Annotated in this window: 14 protein-coding genes; 3 read left to right on the top strand and 11 right to left on the bottom strand. The window is 60.3% G+C overall.

Going from position 1 to position 15083, the window contains the following annotated elements; genetic code table 11:
- Positions 1-221 precede the first annotated feature (221 nt).
- The 5 genes from QSV77_RS18135 to QSV77_RS18115 form a co-directional block, all read right to left on the bottom strand.
- Positions 222-2225, bottom strand: coding sequence for an aldo/keto reductase (locus QSV77_RS18135; RefSeq protein WP_302734538.1), 2004 nt, complete (start codon positions 2223-2225; stop codon positions 222-224).
- 45 nt (positions 2226-2270) lie between these two features.
- A complete protein-coding gene (locus QSV77_RS18130; RefSeq protein WP_302734536.1) occupies positions 2271-3356 on the bottom strand; it encodes an ABC transporter ATP-binding protein in 1086 nt (361 codons plus the stop codon).
- Positions 3357-3365: 9 nt separating this feature from the next.
- Positions 3366-4202 carry a carbohydrate ABC transporter permease gene (locus QSV77_RS18125; protein ID WP_046800394.1) on the bottom strand — a complete coding sequence of 279 codons (837 nt, stop codon included), beginning with the start codon at positions 4200-4202 and terminating at the stop codon, positions 3366-3368.
- Positions 4199-5059 (bottom strand): carbohydrate ABC transporter permease, encoded by an 861-nt coding sequence (locus QSV77_RS18120; RefSeq protein ID WP_302734535.1) that lies wholly within the window; start codon positions 5057-5059, stop codon positions 4199-4201. Before QSV77_RS18120 ends, QSV77_RS18125 begins: the two co-directional genes overlap by 4 nt.
- A 259-nt stretch (positions 5060-5318) precedes the next feature.
- Entirely contained in the window at positions 5319-6590 is a 1272-nt protein-coding gene (locus QSV77_RS18115) for a sugar ABC transporter substrate-binding protein (RefSeq protein ID WP_080820771.1), read from the bottom strand.
- A 92-nt stretch (positions 6591-6682) separates the two neighbouring features.
- Here QSV77_RS18115 and QSV77_RS18110 point away from each other — a divergent pair, with 92 nt between their 5' ends.
- On the top strand, positions 6683-7573 hold the full coding sequence (locus QSV77_RS18110; RefSeq protein ID WP_080820769.1) for a helix-turn-helix domain-containing protein: 891 nt from the start codon (positions 6683-6685) through the stop codon (positions 7571-7573).
- Here the strand turns inward: QSV77_RS18110 and QSV77_RS18105 are convergent.
- Positions 7570-8424 carry a helix-turn-helix domain-containing protein gene (locus tag QSV77_RS18105; RefSeq protein WP_080837053.1) on the bottom strand — a complete coding sequence of 285 codons (855 nt, stop codon included), beginning with the start codon at positions 8422-8424 and terminating at the stop codon, positions 7570-7572. The two genes, QSV77_RS18110 and QSV77_RS18105, sit on opposite strands and share 4 nt — an antisense overlap.
- Positions 8425-8547: 123 nt before the next feature.
- Here QSV77_RS18105 and QSV77_RS18100 point away from each other — a divergent pair, with 123 nt between their 5' ends.
- Together QSV77_RS18100 and QSV77_RS18095 are read left to right on the top strand one after the other, a co-directional pair.
- Entirely contained in the window at positions 8548-9750 is a 1203-nt protein-coding gene (locus QSV77_RS18100) for an MFS transporter (protein ID WP_003522697.1), read from the top strand.
- 85 nt (positions 9751-9835) lie between these two features.
- Positions 9836-10732 carry a LysR substrate-binding domain-containing protein gene (locus tag QSV77_RS18095; protein WP_065116543.1) on the top strand — a complete coding sequence of 299 codons (897 nt, stop codon included), beginning with the start codon at positions 9836-9838 and terminating at the stop codon, positions 10730-10732.
- A 24-nt stretch (positions 10733-10756) separates the two neighbouring features.
- Here QSV77_RS18095 and QSV77_RS18090 read toward each other — a convergent pair whose 3' ends face one another.
- From QSV77_RS18090 to QSV77_RS18070, 5 genes are all read right to left on the bottom strand, one after another.
- Positions 10757-12037, bottom strand: a complete 1281-nt coding sequence (locus QSV77_RS18090) for a TRAP transporter large permease (protein ID WP_269702679.1) — start codon at positions 12035-12037, stop codon at positions 10757-10759.
- Between the two features lie 3 nt (positions 12038-12040).
- Positions 12041-12592, bottom strand: a complete 552-nt coding sequence (locus QSV77_RS18085) for a TRAP transporter small permease (RefSeq protein ID WP_003522700.1) — start codon at positions 12590-12592, stop codon at positions 12041-12043.
- A 142-nt stretch (positions 12593-12734) separates the two neighbouring features.
- Positions 12735-13730, bottom strand: a complete 996-nt coding sequence (locus QSV77_RS18080; protein WP_302734532.1) for a DctP family TRAP transporter solute-binding subunit — start codon at positions 13728-13730, stop codon at positions 12735-12737.
- A 100-nt stretch (positions 13731-13830) separates the two neighbouring features.
- Complete coding sequence (locus QSV77_RS18075) at positions 13831-14757, bottom strand: NAD(P)-dependent oxidoreductase (protein WP_302734531.1); 927 nt, start codon at positions 14755-14757, stop codon at positions 13831-13833.
- Between the two features lie 12 nt (positions 14758-14769).
- Positions 14770-15072: a putative quinol monooxygenase gene (locus QSV77_RS18070; protein WP_080820760.1), complete on the bottom strand. Its 303-nt coding sequence runs from the start codon at positions 15070-15072 to the stop codon at positions 14770-14772.
- Between the last annotated feature and the right edge of the window lie 11 nt (positions 15073-15083).

Here is a 15083-nt window from a genome sequence, read left to right as displayed (position 1 = left end):
GCGGAAGATGATGTCTCCACCCTGAGAATCGTCAGTGGGAGCGAGCGGATGCCCCTTGTTTCTTCTCCCCGCCGGGGAGAAGGTGGCGCGCAGCGCCGGATGAGGGGGCTACGGTAGAGATATACGGAGAGCTGGCCCCCTCATCTGCCCCTTCGGGGCATCTTCTCCCCGGCGGGGAGAAGAAATACGCGGCACCGTTTTACCTATCGCAAAGAGGCCTTTCACGCCTCCAGCCGCTTCACCTGCTCGGGCGTCAGCGCAATGTCCAGCGCCGAAAGACTGTCTTCCAGCTCCGCAATCGTGCGCGGCCCGATCAGCGGGATGACCGGGAAAGGCTGGGCGATGACATAAGCGAGCGCGATATGGATCGGGTGGCGGCCGAGTTTTTGCGCAAGCTCGATCGCCCGGTCGCGGCGGACGAAGTTGCGGTCGGAGTACCAGACGCGGACGATTTCCTCATCGTCATGCTTGTCGCGCCCTGCCCGGTCGGTGAAGAAACCGCGCCCCTGGCTGGACCAGGCGAAATTGGGGATCTGGCGTGATTGCAGCCACACCTTCCACTCGTCGTCTGATGCCGCCACGCAGCCTGCCCAGATGGGATCGAGCATTTCGGCAAGCGAGAAATTGTTGGAAAGCGCGCCGGGCGCCTGCTTGCCGTTGTTCTGCGCATAAGCCGCGGCCTCATCCATGCGCTCGCGCGTCCAGTTCGAGCCGCCGAAAATGCCGCGAATGCGCCCGCGCCGGACTTCGGCATCCATGGCATCAACGAACTCGCCAACCGGCACGTCGGGATTATCGCGATGCATGAAATAGGCATCGACATAATCCGTCTTCAGCCGCTCCAGCGACTGGTCCAGCTGTCTGGCGATGACGTCGGGATAGCAGAGCGGCGAATGCGCACCCTTGCCGATCAGCACGATCTCCTCACGCGGCACATTGCGGCTGGTGTGCCAGTCGCCGAAAATCGCCTCGGTCCTGCCAGCGCCGTAGACATAGGCCGTATCGAAAAGATTGCCGCCGGCCTCGTAAAAGGCATCGAGCGTCAGGGATGCGGAGGCGAAATTGGGGAAGAACTCGAAACCGAGTGCAACCACGGACGCCGGCTTGGCAAGGCCCGGTATCTGCCGCCTGGGAACCGAATTTCCGGCGACGACCTTGCCACCGGCGATATTTCCGATGCGCGATGTCGCCTTTTCGATGCTGTATTCCAGCCCGACGGAAGCCCGCCACTGGTCCATGACACGCAGATTGCCGAGGCTGTCGGCCCAGGCCATGCCGGGTGCCGCGAATTCGTGTCTGCCCTGGCGAATTGCCTCGCCGGCTGCATCGACTTCGAAGGAATAAAGCCAGCGATCCTCGGGCAATTCGATGGTTTCGACCTTGTCGCCCCTGATGATATCGATCCGGCCGGTGCCGCCCTTGTGGCCGGCGGCGAACCAGAAATCCTTGACCTCGATGCGCCCTTCCGAGCCGATGATGCGCAGCACATTGTCCTGCGCCGCCATGATCGAGCACGAGACTTCGGCGACGATGCCGTTTGCGAATTTCAACACGGCCGAGGCCCATTCATCAACGCCCGACTGGCCGAGATACGCCGCACCCGAGACCTTTTCCGGTTCGGCAAAGGGTTTTCCGTCCACGGCACCGGCAATCATCCGCACCATGGAAACCGGATAACCGCCGACATCCAGAATGCCGCCGCCCGCCGTTTCATTGGCGAACAGCCGGTGATCGGCGCGGAACGAACCCATGTTGAAACCGAAGCTGGAGCGGATGATGCGGATATCGCCCACCGCCCGGGCCTTCACCAGTTCCAGCAATTTCGCCGTCTGCGGATGCAGGCGGTACATATAGGCCTCGCCGGCGAAGACGCCTGCCTTTTTCGCCTCGTGGAAAATGGCGTCGGCATCATAGGCCGAGAGCGCGATGGGTTTTTCCACCAGCACGTTCTTGCCGGCCCGGATCGCCTTGATCGCCCATTCGGCATGGCCGGTATGGGGTGTGGCGATATAGACCGCATCGATAGCGGGATCGGCAAGCAGCGCGTCGTACCCATGGATAATGCGCGCGCCGGCAAAAGCTTCGGCAAGGCCGGGCTTGTCCGGATTGCGGGTGGCGATGGCCTCTAACCTGCCGGTGCGGGAATGGGCGATACCGTCAGCAAAGGTTCTGGCGATGGTGCCCGGGCCGATGATGCCCCAGCGGATTGGTTGTTCGGTCGTCATGAAATCCTCGTCTTTCATATCAGTCTTGGGTGCTTGGGAAAGGGTTCAGCGCAGGCGTTCGCCCTTGTTGTCGAAAAGGAAAGCCCGGCGGGCGGAAAGGCCGACCGTCAGCCGGTCGCGATTGCCGACATCGCGCGATTCCGGCCGTTCGATGATCAGCTGCTCGCCGCCTTCGGTTCGGGCATAGACATAGCTGGTATTGCCGAGATGTTCGGCGACATCGACATGCACGGTGAGATCGGCATCACCCCCGCCCGCATCGGCAAAATGCTCCGGCCGGATGCCAAGCGAGACCTTGGCCCCCTCGTTGACGCCTTCCTTTATCGGCAAAGTCAGCCGCACCGCAGGATCGCTGTCGAGAGCGAGCGTGACGCTGTCGGCGCCGCTGCCGATGATGGTAGCGTCGAGAAAATTCATCTTCGGCGAACCGACGAAACCGGCAACGAAGCGGTTGGCGGGATCGTCATAGAGATCGAGCGGCGCGCCGACCTGTTCGATATTGCCCGCCCGCAGCACAACGATCTTGTCGGCGAGCGTCATCGCCTCGGTCTGGTCATGCGTCACATAGATCATCGTGGTGCCGAGCTGCTTGTGCAGGCGCGAGATTTCCACGCGCATCTGCACCCGCAATTCCGCATCGAGATTGGACAGCGGCTCGTCGAACAGGAAGACCTGCGGTTCGCGCACGATGGCGCGGCCGATGGCGACGCGCTGGCGCTGGCCGCCGGAAAGCTGTTTCGGCCGGCGCTGCATCAACTCGTTGATCTGCAGAATTTCGGCGGCGCGGTTGACCCGCTTTTGCGTATCGGCCTTGGGGTTACCGTTCATTCTAAGGCCAAAGGAGAGGTTTTCGGCCACCGTCATATGCGGATAAAGCGCATAGGACTGGAACACCATGGCAATGCCGCGATCTGCCGGGTCGGCATCACTAACCGTCCTGCCGCCAATCACGATATCGCCACCGGAAATATCCTCCAGCCCGGCGATCATTCTGAGAAGCGTGGATTTGCCGCAGCCGGAGGGACCGACGAAAACGACGAACTCCCCGTCCTTTACCTCCAGATTTGCGCCATGGATCACTTCCAGCGCGCCATAACGCTTGACCACGTTGTTGAGCGAAAGTTCCGCCATGCGGCCCCCTTACTTGACTGCCCCGGCGGAAATGCCGGCGATGAAGTGACGCTGCAAAGCCACGAAAACCACGAGGATGGGTGCGGTGAGCAGCACCGCGCCGGCCATGATGCCGCCCCATGACACTTTGGTCAGCCCGATGAGGGTGCCAAGCGCCACGGGTGCGGTCATCATTCCTGGGCGGGAATTGATGAGAAGCGGCCAGAGGTAATTGTTCCACGAGGCCAGGAAGAGAATGATCGATAGCGCCGCCATGGTTGGTCGCGCCAATGGCAGGGCGATACGCAGGAAAATCTGCCATTCCTTGACGCCCTCCACCCGTGCCGCGTCGAAAAGCTCCGTCGGCATCATCGAGAAGGATTGCCGCATGAACAGCACGCCGAGCGAGTTGAACAGCGGCGGCACGATCAGCGCCACCCAGGTGTTGGCGAGCTTGAATTCCCGCGCCACCATGATGAATTGCGGAATGACAACGACGGCAAAAGGCAAAGTGATGGTGCCGAGAATGATGGCGATCACCACCCCGCGTCCGGCAAAGCGGTAACGCGCCAGCGCCCAGCCGGCCATCGACGTCAGGAACACCGAAAGCACGGTGTAAATGACGGCGACGGTGATCGAGATGAACATGGCCCTGAGGAAATTGGTATCCGCCTGCAGATTGTTGAAATTCTCGACGAAGTTGGTGGATGGCACCAGAACAATGTCCGGGCTGAAAATGCCGTAATCCGGCATGGTCGAGAACACGAACATCATCCACAGCGGAAACAGCCAGATGATGGCAAGCGGTGTCAGCGCCGCATGCAGCGCGATCTTCTGCCAGAAAAGCGATCTCGATTTCGATCTCATTTCGGCTCCCTCCCGACCCAGAGATTAAGCAGCGAAATGGCGATGGCGAGCGCCGCCATGGTGTAGGCAATGGCCGAGGCATAACCGAAATTGAGCGAGGTGAAGCCCTGGCGATAAAGGAACAGCCCCAGCGTCTCCGTGCCGCCGCCCGGCCCGCCCCTGTTGGTGATGAGGAAGGGTTCGGCAAACAGCTGCATTGTGCCGATGACCGACAGGACAACGCAGAACAGGATGATGGGTTTGAGGAGCGGCAGGGTGATGTAAAAGAACTGCTGGCGCTTGCTCACCTTGTCCAGCGTCGCTGCCTCATAGACATCACCGGGGATCGATTGTAGCCCGGCGAGGAGGATGATGGCGTTATACCCCGCCCAGCGCCAGGTCACGGCAATGATGACCAGCGCCATGGCCGCATTGGCATTGTCGAACCACGAGATGGGCGAAAGGCCGACGGAGGTGATGAGCTTGTTGATGATGCCGAAATCGGCGCTGAACATCAGCCGGAAGACAGCCGCATAAGCCACCTCGCCAACGACGACAGGCGCAAAAAAGGCAAAACGATAAAGCGGCCGCGCCTTCAGGAGCGGCGAATTCAACAGCACCGCCATGATGGTGGCGAGCGCGATCATCACGGGCACCTGAATGACCAGAATGATCAGCGTATTATAAAGCGCGTTATAAAAGGCCGGATCGGAAACCAGCCGCCCCCAGTTCATGGAAGGCGCAAACCGCCACGGATTAATCCGCGTGTTCTGGAACGACAGCATGAACGAGCTGATGATCGGCCAGACCCAGAAGGTGGCGAAAATCAGGAGATAGGGCGCAAGGAACGCATAAGCGATCCTGTTCCTGGACGGCATGACGACCTCCATATGCCGGGCGATGGCCGGATAAATGGAAAAGCTTCAGAAAGGCCTGCCCCGTTTTTCAGGGAAAATGCCATTGCGAAAACGGTGCGGCCTAGTTCTTCTCCCCAAGGGGGAGAAGGTGGCCCGAAGGGTCGGATGAGGGGGCTGGCTCTCCGGATATCTCTACCCTCGCCCCCTCATCCCGCTGCCGCGGACTTCTCCCCCTCGGGGAGAAGAAACTTGTGGCACCCGCTCGGTCCTAACCGCCGGCTTACTGCGCGACGGGCAGCCCTGTCGCCGTTTCGATCTGCTTGGCCGCATCATCAAGCGCTGCTTTCGCATCGGGATACCCGCCGGCGAAATATTTCGTCTGCGTCGCCTTGTAGATCGCATCCGCATCCGACTGGAACGCCGTGCCGCGGCTCGGCACGATCTTCGGCAGGGTGGCCAGAATATCGGTCCACACCGCCTGCCCGCCCCAATAGGCCTGCTTTTCCTTGACGAAAGGATCGTCGATGGCGGACAGCAGTGAGGGAACGAGGCCGAAGGATTTCAGCATCGTCACCTGGCCTTCATTGGTGGTCAGCGCGTAATCGATATATTTCCACGCCGCTTCCTTGTGCTGAGACGTCGAGCTGATCGCCAGCGACGAGCCGCCGAGATTGGCCGCATGCGGACCATCCGCCGTCAGGCTCGGCATCAGATAGACGCCCCATTTGCCGGAAAGATCAGGAGAGCCGGAACGAACCGTACCTTCATACCAGGCGCCATACATCTGGCTGGCGGCCTTGCCGGCCGTATTGGCCTGGATTTTCTCATCCCAGATCGCCGCCGTGATGATGCCAGCGTCCTTCATTTCCTTGACCTTTTCAAGGGTCGCGACACAGGCGGGCTGGTTGATGGTGATGTTCTGGCCATCGGTCGAAAAGTAACCGCATCCCTGCTCATTGGCGATCATGCGAAACCATTCGCTGTCGCCGTTGAAATCGGCCTGCGCCATCACGGTGCCGGGATTGGCGGCCATGACCTTCTTGCCGGCGGCGATGAAATCATCCCAGCTTTTGATGGTAGCCGGATCAACGCCTGCCTTCTCATAGAAATCGCGGCGATAAAATACCGCCACCGGACCAGAATCCCACGGAACCGCATAGGCGACGCCGTCAACCTCCAGTTCCGTGCGCTTGAAATCAGGGAAAAGCGCCTGTTTCTCAGGCGTATAGCCAAGCTCGGTCAGATTGGCGAAACAATCGGGAAAACGGCTCCAGAACAGTTCCGCCTCGAAATTTTCAATAGTGACGATATCAGGAAGACCATCGCCCCCGGCTGCGCAGGCAGCCAGCGTCTTGTCAAAAACCTGATTGTTTCCAAGGTCTTCAACGACGATCTTGATATCCGGATTCTGCTTGTTGAAGCCCTCTACCGTGGATTTCAGCGCGGAAGCCGCGACGTTCCAGCTCCAGATGGTGACGGTTTCGGTTTGCGCGAAAGCCGGAGCTGCGAGAAGCAGCATGGCCGTAGACGCGCCAAGAAATTTCAAGCACATTGAAAACCTCCCTTTTTCAATTGCCGTTCTTCAGCGAACATGGGCACATTAGCGGCGGCAGGAAATCTGTCTCGTAAAAAGGGAACATCGATTTGGCGGAAAGTAAGATTGCTGAAAGAGCCTTCTACCAGCCGGGTGCAAGCAGCATCGAAGGCATGCCGACAACGCTGCAGCTTTTTCACAATCATCCGCCCATCATGCTCAGGCCTCACTGGCACGCGCAGGTGGAAGTGAATTACGTGATGTCGGGATCGGTGCATTATCGCATGGGCGATCACGACCTGACGCTCGATGCCGGCCAGATGTGCATCTTCTGGGGTGGCCAGCCGCACCAGATGGACCACTCCTCCGACGATTCCTTTTACGCCGGCGCGCATCTGCCGCTGGTGCACTTCTTCCGCATGCGGCTGCCCGCCACCGTTTCCAGCCTGCTGATGGGTGGTGCTACGATGGTGAGCGCTGAGACCGACCGGGCAGACGCGGAGAATTTCGGCCGCTGGTTCCGTTACGTCACTTCGGGCGAACAGGCGAAAGCCCAGCACGCAGTGGAGGAATTGCTGCTCAGGGTCGAGCGGATGTTCCTTGAACCCTACTCCGTCATATCATCCGCCGCCAATGGCAAACGCAGGGAGGATGACGAGGGCATGGCGCCCTCCATCGGCGTGGTGCGCATGTGCGACTTCATCGCCGCCAATTTTCTTGACGATATCGACGCGACAGAGATTGCCCGTGCCGCATCGCTGCATCCGAAATATGCGATGAACCTGTTCCGCAAATCCACCGGCATGACGCTGATCAAATATCTGACCCTGCTGCGGCTTTCGCGCGCGCAGGCGATGCTGATGACCGGCAAGGACAATATCCTGCAGATCGCCATGGAAAGCGGCTTCGGCTCCGTCAGCGCCTTCAACAAGGCGTTCCGCCAAATCGCCGGCATGTCGCCTTCCGATTTCCGCCGCGACATGCGGGCGACTGCGGCTTAACCTTCGATCTCTTCGAAATCGGAAAAAGCAGCGCTGCGCTGCCGCGCCGCCTGCCGATAGGCCCTTGGTGAACTGCCCAGCATTCGCCGGAACATGGTGGTGAAAGCCGGGATGTTTTCATAACCGGCATCCAGCGCCACATTCGTCACCGCTTCGCCGGCTGCCAGCCTTGGCAGGGAGGCGAAGATACAGGCCTGCTGGCGCCAGGTGACGAAACTCAACCCCAGTTCCTTGCGGAACAGCCGCGTAAAAGAACGCCGGCTGATGCCCATGGCCGCCGCCCAGTCATCGATCTCCACCCGCGCCACCGGCTTTTTCAGGAAATCGCGGCACAGCGCCGCCAGACGCTGATTATCTGGAAAAGGCAGTCCGAGCGGCCTTTCCGGCAGGCGGTTGACCTCGTCCAATAACAGCGCCCGCACAAGGCCCTGCCGGTGAAAAGCCGTCGGCTGGTGTTCTTCACCCAGCAATTCCGAAATCAGGCTGGAGGCGAGATCGGTTATTTCCACCACGCGCGGTGCGCCCGCATGAAACAGGTCCGGATGGACGTAGATCGAATGCATCTCCACCGTCGAGATGGTTTCCGCCTCATGTTGCAGCCCGGCGGGAATGAGCAATCCATGACCGGGCGGTATCATCCAGCGACCATCCGCAGTGCTGACAAGCACGACACCCTGACGGGCGCACCAGATCTGCACGCGGCTATGGCTGTGGGGCGGCGTCCGGTGCCCGGTGGGGTAAACGCGGCAAAGCGCCAGCACCGGCTCATTGGTGCCGTCGATCAATTTCAGACTGCGTTCATGCTCGTCATGCGTCAGTCCTGAAGGCTGCCGCGATTTGATTTTTGCCATTTGGCCCACTCACAAAGAAAATCGTCCAGAACACAAATGCAGGCCAGAAACAATATGAATAAAAGCGGGAAGAAATAAAGACATGTTTCCCGTCTTCCGTCGGGAACCCGAGAGGACCTCATCATGGCCACTGTTACCAGCGCCGGCAACAGCTTCAATCCGCAACGCACGGCGTTTTCGATCATCGCAGCCGCCAGCTTCTGCCACATGCTGAACGACATCATGCAATCGCTGCTGACGTCGCTTTATCCGCTGCTGAAGGCGAATTACGCGCTCGATTTCATGCAGATTGGCCTGCTTACCTTCGCCTTTCAGGTCACCGCCTCGCTGCTGCAGCCGGTCGTCGGCATGGTGACAGACCGCTGGCCCATGCCGTTCTCCCTGCCCGTCGCCATGCTGTCCACCTGCGCCGGCCTCATCACGCTTGCTTTTGCCCATAGTTTCGAGGTTCTAGTGATCGGCGCCTGCCTCATCGGCATCGGTTCGGCGATCTTCCATCCGGAAGCCTCCCGCGTTGCGCGTCTCGCATCCGGCGGCCGTCATGGTCTGGCGCAGTCCTTCTTCCAGGTGGGTGGCAATACCGGCACAGCCATCGGCCCGCTGCTCGCCGCCTTCATCGTCATCCCGCTCGGCCAGACGAGCCTCAGCTGGTTCTCGCTGATCGCACTCGTCGGTTTTGGCGTACTTTCCTGGGTTGGCGTCTGGTACACCCGCCACCGCCGTGCAACGGTCGGCAAGGCGCCGGCCAGCCGCACGCTTCCCCTTGCGCGTGGCACTGTCATGATGACGCTTCTGGTACTGGTGGTTCTGACCGCCACCAAGAATGCCTATCTCGCCAGCCTGTCCAGCTACTTCACCTTCTACACCATCGACAAGTTCGGTCTTGGTGTTCAGGACGCGCAGGTTCTGCTGTTCCTCTTCCTCGGCGCTTCGGCACTGGGCGTGTTCTTTGGTGGCCCGATCGGCGACCGTTTCGGCTCACGCGTCGTCATCTGGTTCTCGATCCTCGGCGTCATTCCCTTCGCGCTGCTGCTGCCCTATGCGAACCTGTTCTGGACGGCCATTCTCGTCGTTGTCATCGGCTTCGTGTTCTCCTCCGCCTTCTCGGCCATCGTCGTGTTCGCGCAGGAACTGGTGCCGGGCCGCGTCGGTCTCATCGCCGGCATGTTCTTCGGTTTCGCCTTCGGTTTCGGCGGCATCGGCGCTGCGGTTCTGGGTGTTTATGCGGACAAGGAAGGCATCGAATTCGTCTACCGCATCTGCTCCTACATGCCGCTGCTCGGCCTGCTCACGGTGTTCCTGCCGAAACTGCCGAGCCACCGCTAAAAGCCTCGCGTTCAACGCTTTTCAACACGGCGGTCACCTGTGATACTCAGGTGACCGCCGTATTCCGTTGAGCAAAGCCCTACCCATGCAAATCCCGATAAAATCGATCCTCGTTTTCCACGCCGCGGCAAGGGCGGGCAGCATTTCCCGGGCGGCGGAGGAACTGAGCGTCACACCATCGGCCGTTTCCCAGCAGATCCAATTGCTGGAAGGCCAGCTCGGCACGACCCTGATGGCGCGGACCGGCCGCAAGGTGACATTGACCGAAGCGGGCGAGCGCTATTTCTCGATGATCACCGCCCAGATCGAACAGATATCAGACGCCACCGACAGTATTCGCGGCTTCCGTTCAGTCACCACGCTGACGATCCGGGCGACGCCGACAATCTCCAACAAATGGCTGCTGCCGCGTCTCGGCTCGTTTCTGGAGGAACACCCGGAACTGGAAGTGCGCCTGGACGGCACCAACGAGCCCACCGATTTTTCGCAGGAACTCGTCGATATAGAGCTGCGCCATGGCGATGGCCGCTGGCCGGGCCTCTTCGTCGAAGGGCTGGTGGAGGAGGAATTCCTGCCGGTCTGTTCGCCGAATTATCAGGGTGCGGGTAAATTTCTGCCCGAGGAATTGCAGAACCAGCGGCTGATCCATTCGGTCAAGGCGCAGGCGCAATGGAACCACTGGTTCCCGCTGGCCGGCGTGACAGCCGAAAAGCGCTGGCGGCGGGTCCTGTTCGACCGCAGCCACATGGCCATCGATGCCGCCGTTCTCGGCATTGGCGTGGCGCTGGAAAGCACATTGATGATGGAGCGGGAGCTGCAGGACAAGATGCTGGTGCCGGCCGTGACGGACGCGCCGCGCATCAAGCTCGTCACCCAATGGATCGTCTGCCCGCATTCCCATCTGCGGCAGAGAAAAGTCATGCTGTTTCTGGAGTGGATGAGAAAACAACGCGACGAGTGGCAAGCCCGCCGCGTTGTCTGAGGTTTCAGGCAATCCGTTTGCGCGTCAATAAAGCCCCATCAGCCGGATTGGCCCGAGCGTCAGCACCGGGAACAGCACCAGCGCGAAGATGGCAAGCGTCAGCACCGTCATCGGCGCCAGCGAACCGCGAATGACATCCTCGATCTTCATATTCGCCACCTGTGCCGCCGCAAATAGGCAGACCCCCACCGGCGGCGTCACCAGCCCGAGTGTCAGCGTCATGACAGTCACGATCAGGAAATGGATCGGATCGATGCCCAGTGCCTCCACCGGCGGCATCAGTACCGGGATGAGGATGAACATCGCCGGGATCGCTTCCATGAAGATGCCGATGATCAGCAGGAAGACGAAGATGACGAGCATGCCGGTCATGGGGCCGAGGTTCATGGCCTGCAAAAGCTCGGCCACCTGTTCGGGCAGCCCATCGAAGGTGAAGACCCAGGCGGCAAGCTGCGAGGTGGCGGCAATGAACAGGATCGTGCCGGAAATGCGCGCCGTCGAAATCAATATTTCCGGCAACTCCCGCACCGGCAGCGTGCGATAGACGATGACGCCAAGCACCGCCACATAAACCACCGCGATGGCAGCGGCCTCCGTTGGCGTGAACAGGCCGCTGGCAATGCCGATGATCAGGATCAGCGGTGTCAGCATCGGCAGGATGGCGCGCAGACCGGTGACGACCACCAGGCGGAAATTGAACGGTGTCGGCGGATTGTAACCGTAATGCACTGAATAGAAGTGGTTGAAGACAAGAAAGGCGAAGGCGATGAAGAGGCCGGGCACCAGACCCGCGATCAGCAGCGTGCCGATCGACACGTTGGCGATGGAGCCGGCAATCACGATCAGGATCGACGGCGGAATGATCGAGGAGAGCGTGGAGGTGCAGAGCGTCATGCCGACGGCATAACCCTTCGGGAAACCGTGGCGCTCCATGGCCTTGATCTCGATGGCGCCGACCGAGGCGATATCGGCGACGGACGAGCCGGAGACGCCGGAAAAGATCACCGATGAGATGACGTTGACGTGGCCAAGCCCGCCGGGAAGCCAGCCGACCATGGCCTCGGCGAAATCAAAGATGCGCTCCGCCACCCGCCCCCGCTCCATGACCGTGCCGACCAGAATGAACAGCGGCACGGCGACAAGAAGGAAGGAGTTCATCGACGAGAACATCGTCTGCGACAGCAGGTCCATGGGCATGGAGGTGAAGAGCCACAGCGTGCCGACACTGGCGAGCGCCAGCGCAATGGCAAGCGGCACGCCGAGCATGCTGAGACCGAAAAAGGCGATGAGAAGAAAGACCGACATGGCTCAATGTCCTGCTGAAATGGAGATATCGGCATGGGCGATCTCGTCCGCCGGCAGGCCAAGCTCGGGAAGCGCGATGAGCTCCCGGCGGCTGCGCAGCGATTCGATGATGGCGAGCACGGCGATGATGGCGGAAACGGGCAAAACCATGCCGATGGCCCACATCGGGATCGGCAGGGTGGCGGCGGTCTCGTTCATCATGATCTGCTGGCGCACCAGGGTGAAACCCGTCCAGCCCATCATGCCGAAGAAGAAAACGGATGAACCGACATAGATCGGCACCGCCAGCCGCCGGAAGAAGCGGTGGAACAGCACCAGAAACACCACGACACGGGCGCTTTCCACGGTGCGGAAACCGGCGGCAAGGCCAAGGAAGACCATCCAGATGAAAAGAAAGCGGGTCGCCTCCTCGGTCCAGGGAAGCGGACTGCCGATGAGGCGGCCGATGACCTGAAGAAGCACGACGATGAGAATGCCGGCGCAGGCTGCCCCCGCGGCTATATCGGCGATGAGTTTTACGATGGTGCCGAGCACCGAAGGTTTCGTATCGCGCATGACAATACCCTTCCACTGCTGAAACCGGATATCCGGTGAACCGAATGCCACCCTGCCTTTCCGGCAAAGCAACGCCTGCTGACGTTTGGGGATGGCCGGGCCTGCCAAAAGATGCAGGCCCGGCGTCCAAGTGCGGGAAACGTCAGTTCGTCTTCAGGAAAGCCTGCGTCTTATCGAAGAACGCCTGATCTTTCACCAGCGCCGAGAACTTCGCCGAGAGACCGGCCGCAACCTCTACGAACGCCTTGCGCTCGTCATCGGTCAGCGTGTTGACCTCCATGCCATTCTTCTTCAGCGTCTCAAGCGACTGGTCGATATCGGCAGCGTCGTTCTCAGCTTTCCAAAGCTCGGTTTCAGTCGCTGCTTCCTTCAGTGCCGTCTTGAAGCCCTCGTCGAGACCTTCGAAGCGGGCCGGGTTCATGCCCAGCACCCAGGCGTCAGCAATGTGGTTGCTGATCGTCAGATACTTCTGCACTTCGTAAAGCTTGGCGCTGACAGGCACGTTGACCGGATTTTCCTGCCCATCGACAACTTTCAGCTGGAGCGCATTGTAAACTTCAGCGAAGGCCATCGGTGTCGGGGCAGCCCCCATGGCGCCGAAGAACTCGACCCAGAGCGGATTGTTCGGCACCCGCAGCTTCATGCCCTTGAGATCGGCCGGTGATTTGATCGGCGCCTTGGAATTGGTGATCTGGCGCAGCGGCCGCGACCAGAGATCGAGCCCGAGAATGCCGATCTTGCTCAGATCGGTGGAAAGCTCCTTGCCGAGATCGCTGTCGAGATAGACCCGGAGCTGGTCGATATCACGGAACTGGTAGGGAATGGCGATGGCCGTGAACTTGGGATTGAAGGTCGCGTAAAGCGAGGTCGAATTCAAAAGCATGTCCAGCGAACCGCCGGCCAGCTGCTTGACGCCCGCCGAAGGGTCGCCGCCATACAGCGTGCCGTTCGGGAATACCTTGATCTTGAGTTTGCCGTCGGTCTTTTTCGAGACGATCTCGGCAAACTTGTTGGCGGCGAGCGTGATTTCGGAATTGTCGGCATCCGGCGTCGAAAGCGTCAGCGTTTCAGCCTGCGCGATGGATGCGACCAGCATGGTGGCGGCGAGAGCCAGCCCGTAAAGTTTCGAAATTTTCATGTGTTCCTCCCTTGTTATCTATGAAGCACGTCCGGTTAAAACGGAATCTTTGGACGTGCTCTATCTCTTTGTTTTAGCGCATTATCCGGACGTAAAACCGCTACGCACTTTTACTGGAAATGCTCTGGACAGTTTCGAGCGTTCCTCCGAACGCATTCATGCGCTTAATCTCAAGGATCACACCGCTGTGATCAAGCTCGCCCGCGCCATGCTCGACCATGGAGCGGAACAACCGGTCAACCTCCTCGCCGACGGGTAATTTCAGGCCACGGCTTTCGGCGAAAGCCAGCGCCGTGGACGTATCCTTCACCTGGTATTTCGCAGGGCCGCCGGGGCGGAAATCGCCCTCCACCATGCGTTTTCCGTGCTGGCGGAAGACGGTGGACTCGGCAAAACCGCCAAGCAAAGCCTGGCGCACCTGCGCCGGGTCGGCTCCGCCCGCTTCAACCAGCGTCAAAGCCTCGGCAACGGCGCAGATTGTCGAGGCGACGATCAGCTGGTTGGCAAGCTTGGCCAGTGAGCCGCAGCCCACCGGCCCGACATGGGTGACGCGGCCAAGGCAATTGAGGAGTGGCCGCAATGCATCCACATCCCGCTGCTCACCGCCGGCCATGATGGCGAGCGTTCCCTCTATCGCCCCCTTTTCACCGCCGGAAACCGGTGCGTCGACATAAGCGACGCCATAAACCTTTGCCGCCTCCGCCTGTTCCCGTGCGCTGTCGACCGGGATGGAACTCATCACCAGCAGAATAGCACCGGGCTTCATGGTGGAAACGACACCCGAGGCACCGAGCAGTACCTCGTCGCAGACCGGCCCGGAACTCAGCATGCAGATGACGACATCGGCTTCGGCCGCAGCTTCGGCAGCCGTGGCCGCCGGCTGCACGCCCTTTGCCGCCAGAGCCGCAGCTTTTTCAGCGCTGCGGTTCCAGGCCTTGACGGAAAACCCGGCCTCCGCCAGACGCCCCGCCATGGGGGCGCCCATGATACCCGTTCCGATAACGGCGATCCGGCGAATGTCAGCCATCGTTTCCATCCTTCAGAGCCATTGCCGGTTCAGGAAACGCACCGGCAGTTCTTCTTCGATGAGGGCGGGAAATGCTTCCCGAAACCGGTCGAGATGTGGTGTTTTCAGATGGTCGTCGAAAGCCTGCCTGTCGTCATAGACCTCGTAGAACACCACGTTGTTTCCGGTTTCCGGCCGCACCACATCGAATTGCTGGCAGCCCGGTTCATCCTGAACCGAATGCCGGGCGTCATCGCGCGCCGCATCGAGAAAGGCGTCCATCGCGTCGGGCTTCACCCGGAATTCTGCGATCACCACGAAAGCTCCCTTCGACATGTCCTCTCTCC

The sequence above is a fragment of the Agrobacterium sp. V1 genome (genome assembly GCF_030518355.1).
GTDB lineage: Bacteria > Pseudomonadota > Alphaproteobacteria > Rhizobiales > Rhizobiaceae > Agrobacterium > Agrobacterium cucumeris.
The sequence above is the reverse complement of the archived record's forward strand: the minus strand, read 5'-3'. Positions and strand labels throughout refer to the sequence as shown.

Excerpts from the sequence above, each read along its gene's own strand:
- QSV77_RS18095 (WP_065116543.1), top strand. The coding sequence starts at position 9,836 with ATGCAAATCCCGATAAAATCGATCCTCGTTTTCCACGCCGCGGCAAGG.
- QSV77_RS18100 (WP_003522697.1), top strand. The coding sequence starts at position 8,548 with ATGGCCACTGTTACCAGCGCCGGCAACAGCTTCAATCCGCAACGCACG.
- QSV77_RS18090 (WP_269702679.1), bottom strand. The coding sequence starts at position 12,037 with ATGTCGGTCTTTCTTCTCATCGCCTTTTTCGGTCTCAGCATGCTCGGC.
- QSV77_RS18115 (WP_080820771.1), bottom strand. The coding sequence starts at position 6,590 with ATGTGCTTGAAATTTCTTGGCGCGTCTACGGCCATGCTGCTTCTCGCA.
- QSV77_RS18125 (WP_046800394.1), bottom strand. The coding sequence starts at position 4,202 with ATGAGATCGAAATCGAGATCGCTTTTCTGGCAGAAGATCGCGCTGCAT.
- QSV77_RS18130 (WP_302734536.1), bottom strand. The coding sequence starts at position 3,356 with ATGGCGGAACTTTCGCTCAACAACGTGGTCAAGCGTTATGGCGCGCTG.
- QSV77_RS18135 (WP_302734538.1), bottom strand. The coding sequence starts at position 2,225 with ATGACGACCGAACAACCAATCCGCTGGGGCATCATCGGCCCGGGCACC.
- QSV77_RS18120 (WP_302734535.1), bottom strand. The coding sequence starts at position 5,059 with ATGCCGTCCAGGAACAGGATCGCTTATGCGTTCCTTGCGCCCTATCTC.
- QSV77_RS18075 (WP_302734531.1), bottom strand. The coding sequence starts at position 14,757 with ATGGCTGACATTCGCCGGATCGCCGTTATCGGAACGGGTATCATGGGC.
- QSV77_RS18105 (WP_080837053.1), bottom strand. The coding sequence starts at position 8,424 with ATGGCAAAAATCAAATCGCGGCAGCCTTCAGGACTGACGCATGACGAG.
- QSV77_RS18085 (WP_003522700.1), bottom strand. The coding sequence starts at position 12,592 with ATGCGCGATACGAAACCTTCGGTGCTCGGCACCATCGTAAAACTCATC.
- QSV77_RS18070 (WP_080820760.1), bottom strand. The coding sequence starts at position 15,072 with ATGTCGAAGGGAGCTTTCGTGGTGATCGCAGAATTCCGGGTGAAGCCC.
- QSV77_RS18080 (WP_302734532.1), bottom strand. The coding sequence starts at position 13,730 with ATGAAAATTTCGAAACTTTACGGGCTGGCTCTCGCCGCCACCATGCTG.